The organism is Janthinobacterium foliorum (assembly GCF_978021625.1).
The window spans coordinates 204,041-220,707 of record NZ_CDXDQE010000012.1; the positions used below are offsets into that span (position 1 = coordinate 204,041).

A 16,667-nucleotide genomic window follows, 5' to 3' on the forward strand; every position below is an offset into this window, starting at 1 on the left:
AATGAAGAGCAATACTTTCGCAGCAAAAATCGTCATCGGCGCGGCCGGCATCGCCTGCAGCCTGCTGTTCGCGGCCAGCGCCTCGGCCAGCGCCCTGGAGCAATTCAAGAGCTTTGCCGCCGGCACCAAGTCGGCCAAGGGCGAGTTCGTGCAGCGCCAGGTCAAGAAAGCGGATGCGGGCGGCAAGGCGAAAGTGTCGACCCCGGCCAGCGGCACCTTCGAGTTCGCCCGCCCGGGCAAGTTCATCTGGACGTATCTGAAGCCGTACGAGCAGCTGCTGCAAGCGGACGGCGACAAGCTGTATATCTATGACAAGGACTTGAGCCAGGTGACGGTGAAGAAGCTGGGCGACGCGCTGGGTTCCTCGCCGGCCGCGATCTTGTTTGGCAGCAACGACCTGGAAAAGAATTTCACCCTGGCGGAAGCGGGCACGCGCGATGGCCTGGAGTGGCTGAAAGCGACGCCGAAGGCCAAGGACACGACGTTCGACGAAATCAGCATCGGCCTGCGCAATGGCGTGCCCGAAGCGATGGAATTGCGCGATTCTTTCGGCCAGACGTCGGTGCTGGCGTTCAAGAACTTCCAGAAAAATCCGGCCTTATCCGCCGATCACTTTAAATTTGTCATGCCCAAGGGCGCGGATGTGATTAATAATTAATTTTTCGCAGACTGTCATTGACCGGCCTCGCAGCATGCGGGGCCTTTGCATTCTTACCCGGTAAATATTATGGCGGATCTCTTTTCCACCGCGCCGCGCCAGCCGCTGGCCGAAGCGCTGCGGCCTGCTACCCTCAACGAAGTCATCGGCCAGACGCACCTGCTGGGCGTGGGCAAGCCGCTGCGCCTCGCGTTCGAGGCGGGCAAGGCCCATTCGATGATTTTGTGGGGGCCGCCCGGCGTGGGCAAGACCACCCTGGCGCGCCTGATGGCGAACGCCTTCGACAGCGAATTCATCGCCCTGTCGGCCGTGTTTGCCGGCGTGAAAGATATTCGCGCGGCCATGGACCAGGCGCGCCACAGCCTGGACCAGTTCGGCAAGCACACCTTGCTGTTCGTCGACGAAATCCACAGGTTCAACAAGTCGCAGCAGGACGCCTTGCTGCCGTTCGTCGAATCGGGCCTGGTGACGTTCATCGGCGCGACGACGGAAAACCCCAGCTTTGAAGTGAACTCCGCGCTGCTGTCGCGCGCGCAAGTGTATGTGCTCAAATCGCTCAACGAAGACGAGATGAGGCAGCTGCTGGCCAAGGCGCAAAGTTCCGCCCTGACGCACCTGACCTTCGACGAGGCGGCCGCCGATACCCTGATCGGCTACGCGGACGGCGATGCGCGGCGCTTTTTGAATTTGCTGGAGCAGGCCGAGACGGCTGCCAGCTCGACGGGCACGACCACCATCGACGCGGCCTTCGTCGACAATGCGCTCACCTTGAATTCGCGCCGTTTCGACAAGGGCGGCGACAATTTCTATGACCAGATTTCCGCCCTGCACAAGTCCGTGCGCGGCTCGAATCCGGACGCGGCCCTGTACTGGTTTTGCCGCATGATCGATGGCGGCGCCGACCCGCGCTATTTGTCGCGGCGCATCGTGCGCATGGCCTGGGAAGACATCGGCCTGGCCGATCCCCGGGCGCTGACCATGGTCAATGACGCGGCGGAAACGTACGAACGCCTTGGTTCGCCCGAAGGCGAGCTGGCCCTGGGCCAGGCCGTGATCTACCTGGCGATCGCCGCGAAGAGCAATGCCGGCTACAACGCCTTCAACACGGCCATGGCTTTCGTCAAGAAAGACAAGTCGAAGGAAGTGCCCGTGCACTTGCGCAATGCGCCGACCAAGCTGATGAAGGAACTGGGCTACGGCCACGCCTACCGCTATGCGCACGACGAGCCCGACGCCTATGCGGCCGGCGAAACCTATTTTCCGGACGGCATGGCGGAGCCGGGCTGGTACCAGCCCGTGCCGCGCGGCCTGGAAAGCAAGATCGCCGATAAGCTGGCCTGGCTGCGCGAGCTGGACAGGAAAGCTGGCAAGGGCTGAGCCTTACAGGCCCAGCAGCGCAAAACCGTCATCCTGCGGCGCGTAGCCCACCAGCTTGCGCGTTGCTTCGATGGACAGCCGTTTGTAGCGGTTGTCCGACACGCCATGCACGACGTGGTAGCCGGGCGGCACGTCGGCGCTGATGCAGCGGGCCAGCAGCTGCACCACGTCGCGCTCGCTGATGAAGGCGGCGATGTCGCGCGCGCTGTGCTGCTGGCCATGCGCAAACCGCGCCACGTTGGCGATGCGCACGGCGATCGCCGTCATGCCGTGCTGGTGGGCAAACGCGGAGGCCACGCCTTCGCCGAAGGCCTTGCTGGCGCCATACATGTTGGCGGGCCGGGCCGGCATGTGCTCGTGCACCTGGACGTCCAGCGGATAGCCTTCGATGGCTTGCGCGCTGCTGGCAAACACCACCCGTTTTACTCCCTGTGCCTGCGCCGCGCGAAAGATGTTGTGCGTGCCGACGATGTTCGGCTGAAGCAATTGCGTGTCGAAATCGGCGCTGGCGTGGGGCACGCCGGCCAGGTGCAGCACCACGTCGATATTCGCGCAGGCGGCCAGGCAGGCGGCGTGGTCGGCCACGTCGAGCTGAATGGACGGGCAGGGCGCTTCGGCCAGCTTGCCTGTGTGCAGGTCGGCCAGGCGCAGAGAGAATTCCCCGTGCCGGCGCTGCCAGAAAACGGTGCCGATGACGCCGGCGGCGCCCGTGACGAGGACGCGCAAAGGCGGGGCTGCTGGAGTCGGTGTTGCCTGATTCATGTATTCCTTGTGGTCATTAATGTGGGAAAGGTTCCCGCCAGCAGACGTTGCCAGACGGAATGCTGCGCGGCGGGGCCATGCACGCGGATGCGTCCGCTGCCCACGGCTTCCACCAGCACCAGGCCCCCGTTCGGTATCGTATAGCGTTCGCCGCCGCGCAGCACGCAGTCGTCGAACTGGGCGTAGGCCGTGATCCAGGCCGTGCCGTGCAGGCATTCGATCACGGCGCTGTCCGCCTTTTCCAGGCGCAGGGGATGTTGCGGGCGCAGTTCATGGTCGGTGTGCATGGCGAAACTCCTGGTGGGCGGACAGGAACAGCTTAGGCCCTGGGGCACAACGAGAACAGATGCAGGAAAACGAAATTGTCATGAACACAGTGTCCGGCGGCGTACACTGTGCTTGTCAAAAAAATCGGCAACTGTATCTGTGCCGGTGCAGCGCGGGGGCCGCATACTGAAGGGATGAACATGAGTACGCATATCAATCTGTACGAGCACTTGGCCAACGAGCTGGGCGCGCTGATCGACGCGCGCGTGTTCGCGCCCGGCGAGCGCCTGCCGTCCATCCGCCACCTGGCGCAGCAAAAGCGCATTTCCATCAGCACGGTGATGCAAGCCTTGCGCCTGATGGAGGACCGGGGGCAGGTCGATGCGCGGCCCCAGTCCGGCTATTTCGTGCGCCACCGGGCGCCGCGCCGCCCGTGCAGCGCCGATGCGCCGCACCTGAAAGAGCCGGCCTTCGTCGGCATCAACAACCTGCTGATGCGCGTGCTGAAGGAGAACGAAACGCGCGACGTGGTGCAGCTGGGCACGGCCTGGCCGCCCGACGAGATCCTGCCGATCAAGCGCATGCAGCGCACCATCAGCGCGGTGGCGCGGCGCGATCCCGTCTTGCTGAGCAAGGTCAGCTGCTATGACATCAGCGAGGGCAACTTCCTGCGCCAGGTGACGCGCCGCGCCCTGGACTGGGGCAAGCTCGACCCGGACGAGATCGTCGTGACGAATTCCTGCACGGAAGCGATCAGCCTGTGCCTGCGCGCCGTGGCCCGGCCGGGCGACACCATCGCCATCGAGTCGGCCACGTATTTCGTGCTGCTGCAGATGATCGAAAGCCTGGGCATGAAGGCGCTGGAAATTCCCACCGACCCGAAGACGGGGCCGTCGCTCGATGCGCTGGAACTGGCCCTGCGCGCCGGTCTCGTGCAAGCATGCCTGTTCGTGCCGAACGCGAACAACCCGCTCGGTTGCGTCATGCCGGAAGAAAACAAGAAGCGCCTGGCGGGACTGCTGTCGGAATTCAATGTGCCGCTGGTGGAAGACGACGTGTACGGCGACCTGTGCTTTGCCCCGCAGCGGCCCTGGCCCGTGAAGGCCTACGACACGAGCGGCAACGTCTTGCTGTGCTCCTCGTTTTCCAAGGCCATCACGCCCGCCTCGCGCGTGGGCTACGTGCTGGCCGGGCGCTACGCGCAGGAAGTGGCGCTGCTGAAAACCGTGTCCAGCGGCGCCACCAGCCATTTCTTCCAGGCCGTGCTGGCCGATTTCCTGGAAGGCAGCAGCTACGACCAGCAGCTGCGCAAGATGCGGCGCACCCTGGTGCAGCGCATCGCGCGCATGTCCGACGCCGTGGCCGCCCACTTTCCCGCGGACTGCATGCTGTCCGAACCGCAGGGCGGTTTCGTGCTGTGGGTGCAGATGCCGCCGCAGGTCGACGCGCTGGCCCTGCACGGGCAGGCGATCGCCGAAGGCGTGGCCTTCATGCCGGGCCAGCTGTTCTCCGCTTCGGGCAAGTTCGGCAATTATCTGCGGCTCAACTGCGGCAACGCGTGGACGCCGCGCATCGAGCAGGCCATCGGCCGCCTGGGGCGTCTGGTCAAGGACGCCTTGTAGAACGCCTGTCAAAACCTACTGCGCGGCGCGCTTTGCGGCCTGCGATGCTCACTGTGCTACAGCACAGTTGCGCTTCTTAGCCACAAATCACTGCCGCTCGCTACGGTTTTGTCAGGCGTTGTTCATTCCCTTGTTTTCCCTTCAGTCCCCGTTTTTCACCGTTCGCTCCTTGTTTTTCGCCGCTGGTCGCAAGCCGGTGGCGTCTTGCCGGCGCGTTGGCTAAAGTACCACCATACCAACCGCAGTCAAACGAATAAACCAACCAGGAGTTACATCATGAACGCACTGAAAAACATGGAAATCGCCTTCGTCGCCGCCGCCGTCATCGCCGTTGGCGCCAGCTTCGCCACGGCCGGCGCGAATACGGTCGAAGTGAGCGCCAGTACCACCGTGATCGCCCAGGCCGCCGACAGCAAGATGCCTGTCGTTACCGTCAGCGCCCGCCGCCTGACGGCCGCCGAAAAAGCCGCCTTTATCTGAAGCAAACTGTAAAGCGGGCGCGAGTGCCCAGCCAGGCTGCCATGACGATGGCGGGCCGTGTGCAAAACTCATAAGGAAGTGAACGGGTCTTGGTACAATGGATGCTTTCGATACATCGGCACCGCCATCCACCCATGATAGATATCCAACTTCTCCGTAAAGACATCGCTAGCGTCGCAGAACGCCTGGCGACGCGCAAATTCCAGCTCGACGTGGCCGGTTTTACCGCCCTCGAAGCCGAACGCAAGGCGATCCAGACGCGCACCGAAGAACTGCAGGGCAAGCGCAACGCGCTGTCCAAGCAAATCGGCATGTTGAAAGGCAAGGGGGAAGACACCTCGGCCGTGATGGCGCAAGTGGCGGGCCTGGGCGACGAACTGAAAGCCGATGAAGCGGCACTGACCCTCGTGCAAGCCAAGCTGAGCGATTTCATCATGGCCGTGCCGAACCTGCCGCACGAGTCGGCCCCCGTGGGTACGGACGAGTCGGGCAACGTGGAAGTGCGCAAGGTCGGCACGCCGCGCACGTTTGACTTTGAAGTCAAGGATCACGTCGACGTGGGCGGCCCGCTGGGCCTCGATTTCGAAGTGGCCACCAAGCTGACTGGCTCGCGCTTCTCCGTCATGAAGGGCGGCATCGCCCGCCTGCACCGCGCGCTGGCGCAATGCATGCTCAACACGCACGTGGACGAGCATGGCTACACGGAATGTTATACCCCGTACATGGTCAACGCCGATTCCCTGCGCGGCACGGGCCAGCTGCCGAAATTCGAAGCCGATCTGTTCTCGGTGAAAAAAGGCGGCGTGGAAGGCGAGGGCGAGACCTTCTACCTGATTCCGACGTCGGAAGTGTCGCTGACGAATATCGCCCGCGACGAGATCCTGGCGCTCGATCAGCTGCCCCTGAAAATGACGGCCCATACGCCATGCTTCCGCTCGGAAGCGGGCAGCTATGGCCGCGACACGCGCGGCATGATCCGCCAGCACCAGTTCGACAAGGTGGAAATGGTGCAAGTGGTGCACCCTGACACTTCCTATCAAGTGCTGGAAGAAATGGTCGGCCATGCGGAAACGATTCTGCAACGCCTGGGCCTGCCATACCGCGTGATGTCGCTGTGCACGGGCGACATGGGCTTTACGGCCACCAAGACCTTCGACCTGGAAGTGTGGCTGCCGGCGCAAAACACCTACCGCGAAATCTCGTCCCTGTCGAACTGCGAAGCCTTCCAGGCCCGCCGCATGCAGGCGCGTTTCCGCAACGCGGCCGGCAAGCCGGAACTGGCGCACACCCTCAACGGCTCCGGCCTGGCCGTGGGCCGCACCCTGGTCGCCGTGCTGGAAAACTACCAGCAGGCGGACGGCAGCATCGAGATTCCCGCAGTGCTGCGTCCGTACATGGGCGGCCTGACGCATCTGAAGGCCTAAGCAAGAGCACGCAGCCGGGTGGAATGAAAGGCGAAAAATAGTCCTTCCATTTTCTCAAGCGGCTGCTATAATCTTGCCTTCTCGCAGCAATGCGGGAAAAGACCGCAGCAAATGGAGAGGTGGCAGAGTGGTCGAATGTACTTGACTCGAAATCAAGCGTACGTTAAATCGTACCGTGGGTTCGAATCCCACCCTCTCCGCCAGAACAAATAAAGAAAGCTCCCGCAAGGGAGCTTTTTTTATTTGTGGCGGCGAAGAGGAGCAAGGCGCCTGCGCGCCTTGCGCGTGGGATGCGAAGACGAGCGCGTACTCGCGCGAGGCTCTCCGAATCGTCCAATTGGTTTTACGCGCGCGCCAAGGCGGCGTCTACAAAAATGAACCGCGTCTCGCGCCAGGCTTTCCGAATCGTCCAATTGGTTTTACGCGCGCGCCAAGGCGGCGTCCACAAAAACGAACCGCGTCTCGCGCCAGGCTCCCCGAATCGTCCATATTTTTTCAAAGCAGGATTAGCAACAAACCCCTACCCAACTGAACAATCCCCATGCTAAAATAGCGCCTCGTTCAAACGGACACGTCAGTTTGAATGAAAAGACCGCAGTAAACGGAGAGGTGGCAGAGTGGTCGAATGTACTTGACTCGAAATCAAGCGTACGTTAAATCGTACCGTGGGTTCGAATCCCACCCTCTCCGCCAGAATACATAAGAGAAGCTCCCGCAAGGGAGCTTTTTTTATGCCCGCAAGGTCACAAAACCACCAGCGCAAAGTCCAGGTAGAAAAACCGCCCAAAGCGCGCAGCGCAAGGCGTTTTTTCCTCCATTCAGGGTTGAAAGGCCAGCCGACCACTACCGCAAGCTAGTGCACCAGCCTCACCACCGCAAACGCGACGCCCGCCACGTCTTCTGCAGTCCGGGCCCGATGCCGGCGCTGTCCACGCTACCGCTTGCCGATGGCGCCCGCCTTGACCCCGCTCAGCCTATGGTAATCTACCCGATCCCCCATCCCGCGAACCCAAGCAATGAGCCGATTCTGGAGCACCATCGTCAGCGAGCTGACCCCCTACATTCCCGGCGAGCAGCCCAAGCTGCCCGGCCTGGTCAAGCTGAATACCAATGAAAACCCGTACGGCCCGTCGCCGCAGGTGCTGGCCGCGCTGCGCGAAGCTGCCACCGACAGCCTGCGCCTGTATCCGGATCCTTCCGCCAGCGAACTGAAGCAAACCCTGGCCGGCTACCATGGCTTGAACAGCGCGCAAGTGTTTGTCGGCAACGGCTCCGACGAAGTGCTGGCGCTGGCCTTCATGGCCTTGCTCAAGCACGACGCGCCGCTGCTGTTCCCGGACATCAGCTACAGTTTTTATCCCGTGTATTGCAAGCTGTATGGCATCGATTACCGCACCGTGCCCCTCGACGAGGCCATGCGCATCCGCCCGGAAGATTACCAGGGGCCATGCGGCGCCATCATCTTCCCGAACCCCAATGCGCCAACGGGCGTGGACTTGCCGCTGGCCGGCGTGGAAGCGCTGCTGCGCGCCCATCCCGATGCGGTGGTGGTGGTCGATGAAGCGTATGTGGATTTCGGTGGCGAGAGCGCCGTGGCCTTGCTGGAGCGTTATCCGAACTTGCTGGTGGTGCAGACGTTCTCGAAGTCGCGTTCGCTGGCCGGCTTGCGCGTGGGCTGCGCATTCGGGCATGCGGACTTGATCGAGGCGCTGGAGCGCGTGAAGAACAGTTTCAACTCGTATCCGCTGGACCGCCTGGCGCTGGCTGGCGCCATTGCTTCCCTACATGATGAAACATATTTCCAGCACACGCGCCAGGCCGTGATGGCCAGCCGCGAACAGCTGACGGCGGATTTGAGGGCGCTGGGTTTCGAGGTGCTGCCATCGGTGGCCAATTTCGTCTTTGCCCGCCACCCGCAACATGACGCGGCACAACTGGCGGCCGGACTGCGCGCCAAAGCTGTGATCGTGCGCCATTTCAATGCGCCCCGCATCAGCCAGTATCTGCGCATCAGCATCGGCAATGTGGGGGAATGCGCGGCCCTGATGACGGCCTTGCGAGAATTGCTGGCGTGACTTGCTGGCGTGAGCAAAGGCCTGGTACGGCTGCCGGCAGCCGTACCAGGCGCCAGTTTATTGCGGGCCGGCCCGGCGGCGGCGCGTCATGAAGCCCAGCAAGCCCAGGCCGCCCAGCAGCATGCCGTAGGTGGCTGGTTCCGGTACGGCCGATACGGACAGGTTATTGATGGTCGGCCAGATGCCGATCTGTCCCGCCGTGCTGACGGACAGGTCGGAGAAGGCGCCCGTCGACAGGAAGCCGACAAACGAAGCCTGCGTCGGCAAGGCCAGTTCGTAGGTGAGCAGTTCACCCAGCGCGTTGCGCGCGGTCAGCGTGATGCTCTGGCTGCTTGCATACTCGCCGGAAAAGTCTGAACCGAAGAAGAATCCCCCCACCCCGCGTACGGCGCTGGAAAAGTTGGAGAACACCACGCTGTCGTTGCGGTTGTTCGTGCTGAGCCAGCTATCGCTGCCCGTACCCGCGCCATACAGGATGGGCGAAGCGCCCACGCTGCCTACCGTGTAGGCATAGCTGCCGGCGCTGCGGTTCAGCGGGCCGTCGAGCGCGTCGATGGGCAGATCATCAAAGGTATCGACACCAGTATTGCCAACGGCTGCCAGATAGGCGGACTGGCTGGTAAACACCGTGATGTCCGCGTGGGCGGCGCTGGCGGCAAGCAGCAGGGCGGCGGCGCTGATGATTTTCAGGCGGGAAGTAGTAGTTTGCAAGATCGACTCCTTAACAGGGATGGGGGAAAGGATGTGACACTGTGCATCCGAGATTTCCAAATGCCAATTCAATATAATATTGGATAGAAATAAATGCAACATAAAGTTTCTTTATGATAATTTTCATCTTGCATAGTTGGAATGCGGATGTCCCCAGCTGCCGTGGCCGATGTGCCCATGGAACCATATGCCACCGCGATGCTGCCAGGGCGGGGCATTTGTGCAACAATAATCGGATTCATTCATCGACAGGACGGACAATATGGCAAAAGTGGCATTCATCGGTTTGGGCGTCATGGGTTTCCCCATGGCAGGCCATCTGGCGGCGGGCGGGCACGACGTCACCGTGTACAACCGCAACCCGGCGCGCGCGGCCGCCTGGCTGGAGCAGCACAAGGGCAAGAGCGCCGCCACGCCGGCCGCCGCCGCTGCCGGTGCCGAGTTCGTGTTCACCTGCATCGGCAACGATAACGATCTGTATCAAGTGATCCTGGAAGAGGGCGGCCTGCTGTCCGCCATGGCGCCGGGCAGCATCCTGATCGACCATACGACGGCGTCCGCCGAAGCGGCGCGCACCATCCACGCGGCGGCGAAAGAGAAGGGCGTGTTCTTCCTTGACGCGCCCGTGTCCGGCGGCCAGGCGGGGGCGGAAAACGGCAAGCTGACGGTGATGGTGGGCGGCGACGCGGAAGCGTACGCGCGCGCCGAACCCGTCATCGCCCTGTTTGCCCGCGCCGTCACCTACATGGGTGCCTCCGGTTCCGGCCAGCTCACAAAAATGGTCAACCAAATCTGTATCGCCGGCCTCGTGCAAGCCTTGAGCGAGGGCATCGCCTTTGCGGAAAATGCGGGCCTGGACGCGGCCCTGGTGGTGGACGTGATTTCCAAGGGCGCGGCGCAGTCGTGGCAGCTGGAAAACCGGGGCAAGACCATGATAGAGCGCAAGTTCGATTTCGGCTTCGCTGTCGACCTGATGCGCAAGGACCTGGGCATCTGCCTGGCCGAAGCCAAGCGCAACGGCAGCGACCTGCCTGTGACGGCATTGACGGACCAGTTCTATGGCGAAGTGCAGCAGGCAGGCGGCAACCGTTACGATACGTCCAGCCTGATTACCCGCCTGAACAAAAAGTAATCTTTTTAACCTCAGCAACAGCGGCGCGACCCTGCAAAGGGCCGCGCCGCTTGTCGTTTACGCCTGCTTTTAAATTAAAACGTCAGTTTCCGGAACATCTGGTTTCGATTTTCATGGGAAAGCATGGACTTCGCTAGCTCATCGTGTATTATTAAAAAACGAGATGAAATGTCCCAATTTTTAAAACATTATGAGCGGACCCGCATGAAAACCAACTCCTCAGCGATAACACGCGTTGTCGACAAGAACATTCCCTACCTGTCTTCCGCCGTCGCCATCTGGCGTCCCCGCGCCGTGCTGCGCAGCTGGCCCGGCGTCGCCATCGCCCTGGTGATCGCCCTGTCGGCTACTTTTATTTCCAGCAATTACGGCGGCCCGCAGCTGCTGTATGCCTTGTTCTTTGGCCTCGCCTTTCACTTTCTCGCGTCCGACCCCACGTGCAAGCCCGGCATCGAATTTTGCAGCAAGGTGCTGCTGCGCACGGGCGTGGCCTTGCTGGGCGCGCGCATCACCTTCAACCAGATCGCCTCGGTCGGCGTGACGCCCTTGCTGATCGTCGTCGGCGGCCTGGTGGCGACCCTGGGCTTCGGCTACCTGCTGGCCAGGTGGCTGAAACGCCCCCTCACGGAAGGCATCCTGTCGGGCGGCTCCGTGGCCATCTGCGGCGCATCGGCCGCGCTGGCCATCTCGGCCGTGCTGCCGCAAACCAAGGAAAACGAAAAGTTCACCCTGCTGACGGTGGTGGGCGTGACCACCCTGTCGACCCTGGCCATGATCGTCTACCCGCTGCTGGTCAAGCTGCTGGGCTTTGATCCGACGGAAGCGGGCGTGTTCATCGGCGGCACCATCCATGACGTGGCGCAGGTGGTGGGCGCCGGCTACCTGGTCAGCAACCACACGGGCGACGTTGCCACCTTCGTCAAGCTGACGCGCGTGGCTTGCCTGGTGCCCGTCGTGCTGGGCCTGTCGATCATGTTCAAGCGCAAGGACGGCAAGAGCGAGGTGGATGCACCGCCGCTCGTGCCCTTCTTCCTGATCGGCTTTGTGTGGCTGGTCATCACCAACAGCCTGGGCCTGATTCCGCAGGAGGTGAATGGCTGGATCAACAATGCCTCGCGCGCCTGCCTCGTCATCGCCATTGCCGCCCTAGGCGTGAAAACGTCGTTCCAGTCGCTGGCCTCGCTGGGCTGGCGTCCCGTGATCATGCTGGTGATGGAAACGGTGTGGATCGCCGCCTTCGTCGCCATCGCCGTGCTGCTGACGCGCTGAACGCACCGGGCCTGCCATGAAAGTCCTTGTCCTCGGCGCCGGCGTGGTCGGCACGGCCACGGCCTGGTATCTGCGCCAGGCGGGCCACGACGTGCGCGTGCTGGAACGCCAGGCGGGCGCGGCGCAGGAAACCAGCTTCGGCAATGGCGGCCAGATTTCCGTCTCACATGCCGAGCCGTGGGCCAATCCGGCCACCCTGCGCAAGGTCGTGCGCTGGCTGGGCAAGGACGATGCGCCGCTGCTGTTCCGTCCCCGCCTCGATTCGCTGCAATGGCGGTGGGCCGTGCACTACCTGCGCGAATGCCTGCCCTCGCGTGTGGCGCGCAACATGCGCCAGATCGTCGCCCTGGCCGAGTACAGCCGGCAGAGCCTGCAAGCCTTGCGGCGCGAGACGGGCATCGAATACGACCACCTGGAGCGAGGCATTTTGCATTTCTATACGGACCGGCAGGAGTTCGATAAATCGCAGTCCGGCGCCGCGCTGCTGCGCGAACTGGGTTGCCCGCGCAACACCGTCAGCGCCGACGAGGTGATCCGCATCGAGCCGGCCCTGGCGCATGCGCGCAAGCAGATCGTCGGCGGCGACTTCACGGCCAGCGACGAGTCCGGCGACGTGCATCTGTTTACCACGGCGCTGGCGGCCCGCGCGGCGGCGGCCGGCGTGGATTTTCGCTTCGGCGCCACCGTGACGCGCTTGCTGCTGGATGGCGAGAGAGTCACGGGCGCGGAATGCATCGACGCGCAGGGGCGCCACCGCCTGGAGCACGCGGACGCCGTGGTGGTGGCCATGGGCAGCTTTTCCGCGCCCCTGCTGCAGCCGCTGGGCCTGCGCCTGATGTTATATCCGGGCAAGGGATACTCGGCCACGTATCCGATTCTCGATCCCGCCAGCGCACCGACCGTGTCGCTGACGGACGATGGCCATAAATTGGTGTTTTCGCGCCTGGGCTTGCGCCTGCGCGTGGCGGGCACGTGCGAGCTGAACGGCTACACGCGCGAACTCAATCCCGTGCGCTGCGCCGCCATCACGCGCCGCGTGCAGGCCCTGTTTCCCCATGCCTGCGATTACGGCGACCCCATCTACTGGGCCGGCCTGCGCCCGCTGACCCCCTCGAACGTGCCCTACATCGGCGCCACGCGCTACCGCCAGCTATTCCTCAACACGGGCCACGGCACCCTGGGCTGGACCATGGGCTGCGGCGCGGGCAGGGCGCTGGCCGACCTCGTGTCGGGACGGCGGCCGGACGTGGATTTTGCGTTTTGCGGGGAGCCGCCCCGGCAAGAGACCGCTTTGGTTCAACTTAGGAGAGCACCACGATGAGAGACGCCACCACCCCCGCACAAAACGGCCTGACCCTGGCCGGCACCACCTACCAGTCGCGCCTGCTGGTGGGCACGGGCAAGTACAGGGATTTCGAGGAAACGCGCCTGGCCATCGAGGAAAGCGGCGCCGAGATCGTCACCGTCACCATCCGCCGCGTGAATATCGGCCAGGAAAAGGGCGAACCGAATCTGCTCGACTTCATACCGCCGTCGAAATACACGATCCTGCCCAACACGGGCGGCTGCTACAACGCGCGCGACGCCGTCTACACGCTGCAACTGGCGCGCGAACTGCTGGGCGGCCACCCGCTGTGCAAGCTGGAAGTGCTGGGCGACGACAAGACGCTGTTCCCGAACATGCCGGAAACGTTGAAGGCGGCGCAGGAGCTGGTGCGCGACGGTTTCCAGGTGATGGTGTATTGCAGCGACGATCCGATCCAGGCGCGCATGCTGGAAGACATCGGCTGCATCGCCGTCATGCCGCTGGCGTCGCTGATCGGCTCGGGCATGGGCATTTTGAATCCGTGGAATTTGTCGCTGATCATCGAGCAAGCCACCGTTCCCGTGCTGGTCGACGCGGGCGTCGGCACGGCGTCGGACGCGGCCATTGCCATGGAACTGGGCTGCGACGGCATTTTGATGAATACCGCCATCGCGGCTGCGCGCGAACCCATCCGCATGGCGCGCGCCATGAAACTGGCAGTACAGGGCGGACGCGAGGCTTACCTGGCCGGACGCATGCCCCGCAGAGCAGGCGCCATGCGCGCCTCGCCCTCGTCGCCGATGGCCGGGCTGATCGCCTGAGCCGAGTTTGCAGCACCGTAGTTGAGTATCGTTTCAAGCGTTTATAAAAATCACAATACCTGGAGATGACATGAAACACACACTCGTAGCGGCGGCCATCCTGGCCTCCTTCTTTGCCGGCAGTGCCAGCGCCCAGTCGTCCGTCACCGTGTACGGCTTGCTCGACGCGGGCCTGACGTCCGAGCATGGCGGCGCGGAAGGCAGCGTCACCAAGCTGGCCACCGGCGTGCAGTCGGGCAGCCGCATCGGCTTCAAAGGCACGGAAGACCTGGGTAACAACCTGAAAGCCAACTTCCTGCTGGAAAACGGTCTCGACCTCGACACGGGCGCCTACCGCCAGGGCGCCTTGTTCGGGCGCAAGGCCTACGTGGGCCTGTCGGGCGGCTTCGGCGCCGTGAATATCGGCCTGCAGCACAATCCGCTGTTTACCGCGCTGGACAACATCGACCCGTTCGAGACGGGCATGACGGGCGCCTCGATCAACCTGATGAGCGTGGCCAGCCTGCGCACGAAAAATTCCATCATGTACGAGACGCCGAAGGTGAACGGCTTGTCGGCTGCCGTGATGTACGGCCTGGGCGAAAAGCCGGACAGCAACACCCTGGGCCGCACCATCGACTTTTCCATCGATTACGCCAACGGCCCGCTGGTGCTGACCCTGGCCCACGACAACCGCAAGGACACGCCCTTGAACACGGCGAAAGTGACCTTGCTGGGCGGCACATACGACTTCGGTCCCGCCAAGCTGCACGCCGCGTATGAAACGGACAAGGACGACCTGGGCACGGATTTCCGCGACGTCATGCTGGGCGTATCCGCGCCCGTGGGGGCGGCCGGCAGCGTGATGGCTTCGTACATCAAGAAGGATGACCGCACGGATGCGCGCCGCGGCGGGCGCCAGCTGGCCATCGGCTACACGTATGCCTTGTCCAAGCGCACGAACCTGTACACCTCGTATGGCCGCATCAACAACGATGGCGCGGGCACCAACTTCGTTGGCGACGCCTCCAGCGGCGGCAGCGCGCCCTTGCCGGGCCATCACTCAAGCGCCTTCACGGCGGGCATGCGACTGAAGTTCTAAGGCGCACGGCGGGCAACACCCATGGCGGCTTATCTGTTGCGGATCAGCCGCCATTGTTGTTTCAGGAGCGGCGCAGAGGCGCGGATTTCAGATTCAGGAATGAAACAGTCCGATTTTTCACGAAATCTCATTGACAGCCCATTTCGCAACCGTTAAATTGAACACGTATTTCAAATATCGGAACAAAACATACCGATTTTTTATAAAACTGTAAGGAGACTGAGCCATGACCGATTTGTCCGACCAAAAAGCCGCCGCCGCAGCGGCCACCGCAGTGACCCCGACTGGCCCGCAAAAGATGACGCCTTCCGAAGCGTTCGTGGAAACCCTGGCCGCCAACGGCGTGACCGACATGTTCGGCATCATGGGCTCGGCTTTCATGGACCCGATGGATATCTTCGCCCCCGCCGGCATCCGCCTGATTCCCGTCGTGCACGAGCAGGGCGCCGGCCACATGGCCGACGGCTATGCCCGCGTCTCGGGCCGCCATGGCGTGGTCATCGGCCAGAACGGTCCCGGCATCAGCAATTGCGTCACGGCGATTGCCGCCGCCTACTGGGCGCATACCCCGGTGGTCATCATCACGCCCGAGACGGGCACCATGAGCATGGGCCTGGGCGGCTTCCAGGAAGCGAACCAGCTGCCGATGTTCGAGGAATTCACCAAATACCAGGGCCACGTGACGAATCCCGCCCGCATGGCCGAATTCACGGGCCGCTGCTTTGACCGCGCCATGTCGGAAATGGGCCCGACCCAGCTGAACATTCCGCGTGACTATTTCTATGGCGAAATCAAGGCCGAGATCCCTCAGCCGAACCGCCTGGACCGCGGCGCCGGCGGCGAGCAAAGCCTCGACGATGCGGCCGAACTGCTGGCCAAGGCCAAGTTCCCCGTGATTATTTCCGGTGGCGGCGTCGTCATGGGCGACGCCATCGAGGAGTGCAAGGCGCTGGCCGAGCGCCTGGGCGCGCCCGTCGTCAACAGCTACCTGCACAACGACTCGTTTCCGGCCAGCCATCCGCTGTGGTGCGGTCCGCTGGGCTACCAGGGTTCCAAGGCGGCCATGAAACTGATTGCCCAGGCCGACGTCGTCGTGGCCCTCGGTTCGCGCCTGGGACCGTTCGGCACCTTGCCGCAGCACGGCATGGATTACTGGCCGAAGAATGCCAAGATCATCCAGATCGACGCCGACAACAAGATGCTGGGCCTGGTGAAAAAGATTTCGGTGGGCATCTGCGGCGACGCCAAGGCGGCCGCGAAAGCGATTCTTGCCCGTCTGGACGGCAAGGCCCTCGATTGCGATACGACGCGCGACGCGCGCTATGCCACCGTGCAAGCGGAAAAGGCGGCGTGGGAAGAGGAATTGACGAACTGGACGCATGAAAAAGATGCGTACAGCCTGGACATGATCGAAGAGCAGAAGAAAGAGCCGGGCAACTACCTGCACCCGCGCCAGGTCTTGCGCGAGCTGGAAAAAGCCATGCCGGAAGACGTGATGGTGTCCACCGACATCGGCAACATCAACTCGGTGGCCAACAGCTATTTGCGCTTCGAGAAGCCGCGCAGCTTCTTTGCGGCGATGAGCTTTGGCAACTGCGGCTATGCGTTTCCGACCATCATCGGCGCCAAGGTGGCCGCGCCGCACCGTCCGGCCGTGTCGTATGCGGGCGACGGCGCCTGGG

Annotated in this window: 15 protein-coding genes and 2 tRNA genes; 14 read left to right on the top strand and 3 right to left on the bottom strand. The window is 63.0% G+C overall.

The features are described from left to right. The first annotated feature begins 1 nt into the window (after window position 1). Both lolA and ACZ92H_RS22620 read left to right on the top strand, forming a co-directional pair. Complete coding sequence (gene lolA, locus ACZ92H_RS22615; protein WP_131377581.1) at window positions 2-658, top strand: outer membrane lipoprotein chaperone LolA; 657 nt, start codon at window positions 2-4, stop codon at window positions 656-658. Between the two features lie 69 nt (window positions 659-727). Then, complete coding sequence (locus tag ACZ92H_RS22620) at window positions 728-2,035, top strand: replication-associated recombination protein A (protein WP_465051092.1); 1,308 nt, start codon at window positions 728-730, stop codon at window positions 2,033-2,035. Between the two features lie 3 nt (window positions 2,036-2,038). Here ACZ92H_RS22620 and ACZ92H_RS22625 read toward each other — a convergent pair whose 3' ends face one another. Together ACZ92H_RS22625 and ACZ92H_RS22630 are read right to left on the bottom strand one after the other, a co-directional pair. Further along, the gene (locus ACZ92H_RS22625) at window positions 2,039-2,797 is read right to left on the bottom strand and encodes an NAD-dependent epimerase/dehydratase family protein (protein WP_465051094.1); all 759 of its coding nucleotides are present in this window, start codon (window positions 2,795-2,797) and stop codon (window positions 2,039-2,041) included. Beyond that, the gene (locus ACZ92H_RS22630) at window positions 2,794-3,084 is read right to left on the bottom strand and encodes a DUF2917 domain-containing protein (protein WP_465051095.1); all 291 of its coding nucleotides are present in this window, start codon (window positions 3,082-3,084) and stop codon (window positions 2,794-2,796) included. Before ACZ92H_RS22630 ends, ACZ92H_RS22625 begins: the two co-directional genes overlap by 4 nt. A gap of 180 nt (window positions 3,085-3,264) precedes the next feature. On the opposite strand from ACZ92H_RS22630, the gene ACZ92H_RS22635 reads away from it, so the two are divergent. The 6 genes from ACZ92H_RS22635 (at window position 3,265) to hisC (ending at window position 8,665) form a co-directional block, all read left to right on the top strand. Beyond that, window positions 3,265-4,686, top strand: a complete 1,422-nt coding sequence (locus tag ACZ92H_RS22635) for an aminotransferase-like domain-containing protein (protein WP_465051096.1) — start codon at window positions 3,265-3,267, stop codon at window positions 4,684-4,686. A gap of 276 nt (window positions 4,687-4,962) precedes the next feature. Next, complete coding sequence (locus ACZ92H_RS22640) at window positions 4,963-5,166, top strand: hypothetical protein (RefSeq protein ID WP_465051098.1); 204 nt, start codon at window positions 4,963-4,965, stop codon at window positions 5,164-5,166. Window positions 5,167-5,300: 134 nt separating this feature from the next. Continuing rightward, the gene (gene serS, locus ACZ92H_RS22645) at window positions 5,301-6,590 is read left to right on the top strand and encodes a serine--tRNA ligase (protein WP_465051099.1); all 1,290 of its coding nucleotides are present in this window, start codon (window positions 5,301-5,303) and stop codon (window positions 6,588-6,590) included. A 113-nt stretch (window positions 6,591-6,703) separates the two neighbouring features. Continuing rightward, window positions 6,704-6,793, top strand: a tRNA-Ser gene (locus ACZ92H_RS22650). Between the two features lie 400 nt (window positions 6,794-7,193). Beyond that, a tRNA-Ser gene (locus ACZ92H_RS22655) sits at window positions 7,194-7,283 on the top strand. Window positions 7,284-7,606: 323 nt separating this feature from the next. Next, entirely contained in the window at window positions 7,607-8,665 is a 1,059-nt protein-coding gene (hisC, locus tag ACZ92H_RS22660) for a histidinol-phosphate transaminase (protein ID WP_465051100.1), read from the top strand. A gap of 57 nt (window positions 8,666-8,722) precedes the next feature. Here hisC and ACZ92H_RS22665 read toward each other — a convergent pair whose 3' ends face one another. Beyond that, window positions 8,723-9,376 (bottom strand): PEP-CTERM sorting domain-containing protein, encoded by a 654-nt coding sequence (locus ACZ92H_RS22665; RefSeq protein WP_465051101.1) that lies wholly within the window; start codon window positions 9,374-9,376, stop codon window positions 8,723-8,725. Between the two features lie 262 nt (window positions 9,377-9,638). Between ACZ92H_RS22665 and ACZ92H_RS22670 the strand changes: the two genes are divergently transcribed. The 6 genes from ACZ92H_RS22670 to xsc form a co-directional block, all read left to right on the top strand. Beyond that, window positions 9,639-10,508: an NAD(P)-dependent oxidoreductase gene (locus ACZ92H_RS22670; RefSeq protein WP_465051102.1), complete on the top strand. Its 870-nt coding sequence runs from the start codon at window positions 9,639-9,641 to the stop codon at window positions 10,506-10,508. 204 nt (window positions 10,509-10,712) lie between these two features. Next, entirely contained in the window at window positions 10,713-11,777 is a 1,065-nt protein-coding gene (locus ACZ92H_RS22675) for a YeiH family protein (RefSeq protein WP_131377555.1), read from the top strand. A 16-nt stretch (window positions 11,778-11,793) separates the two neighbouring features. Further along, the gene (locus tag ACZ92H_RS22680) at window positions 11,794-13,098 is read left to right on the top strand and encodes a D-amino acid dehydrogenase (RefSeq protein WP_465051103.1); all 1,305 of its coding nucleotides are present in this window, start codon (window positions 11,794-11,796) and stop codon (window positions 13,096-13,098) included. Continuing rightward, entirely contained in the window at window positions 13,095-13,904 is an 810-nt protein-coding gene (locus ACZ92H_RS22685; protein ID WP_465051104.1) for a thiazole synthase, read from the top strand. The genes ACZ92H_RS22680 and ACZ92H_RS22685 overlap by 4 nt, the downstream gene beginning before the upstream one ends. A gap of 70 nt (window positions 13,905-13,974) precedes the next feature. Beyond that, the gene (locus tag ACZ92H_RS22690; RefSeq protein WP_465051105.1) at window positions 13,975-14,985 is read left to right on the top strand and encodes a porin; all 1,011 of its coding nucleotides are present in this window, start codon (window positions 13,975-13,977) and stop codon (window positions 14,983-14,985) included. A gap of 226 nt (window positions 14,986-15,211) precedes the next feature. Next, window positions 15,212-16,667 (top strand): sulfoacetaldehyde acetyltransferase (gene xsc, locus ACZ92H_RS22695; protein ID WP_465051106.1); only part of this gene is annotated, 1,456 nt, incomplete at its 3' end.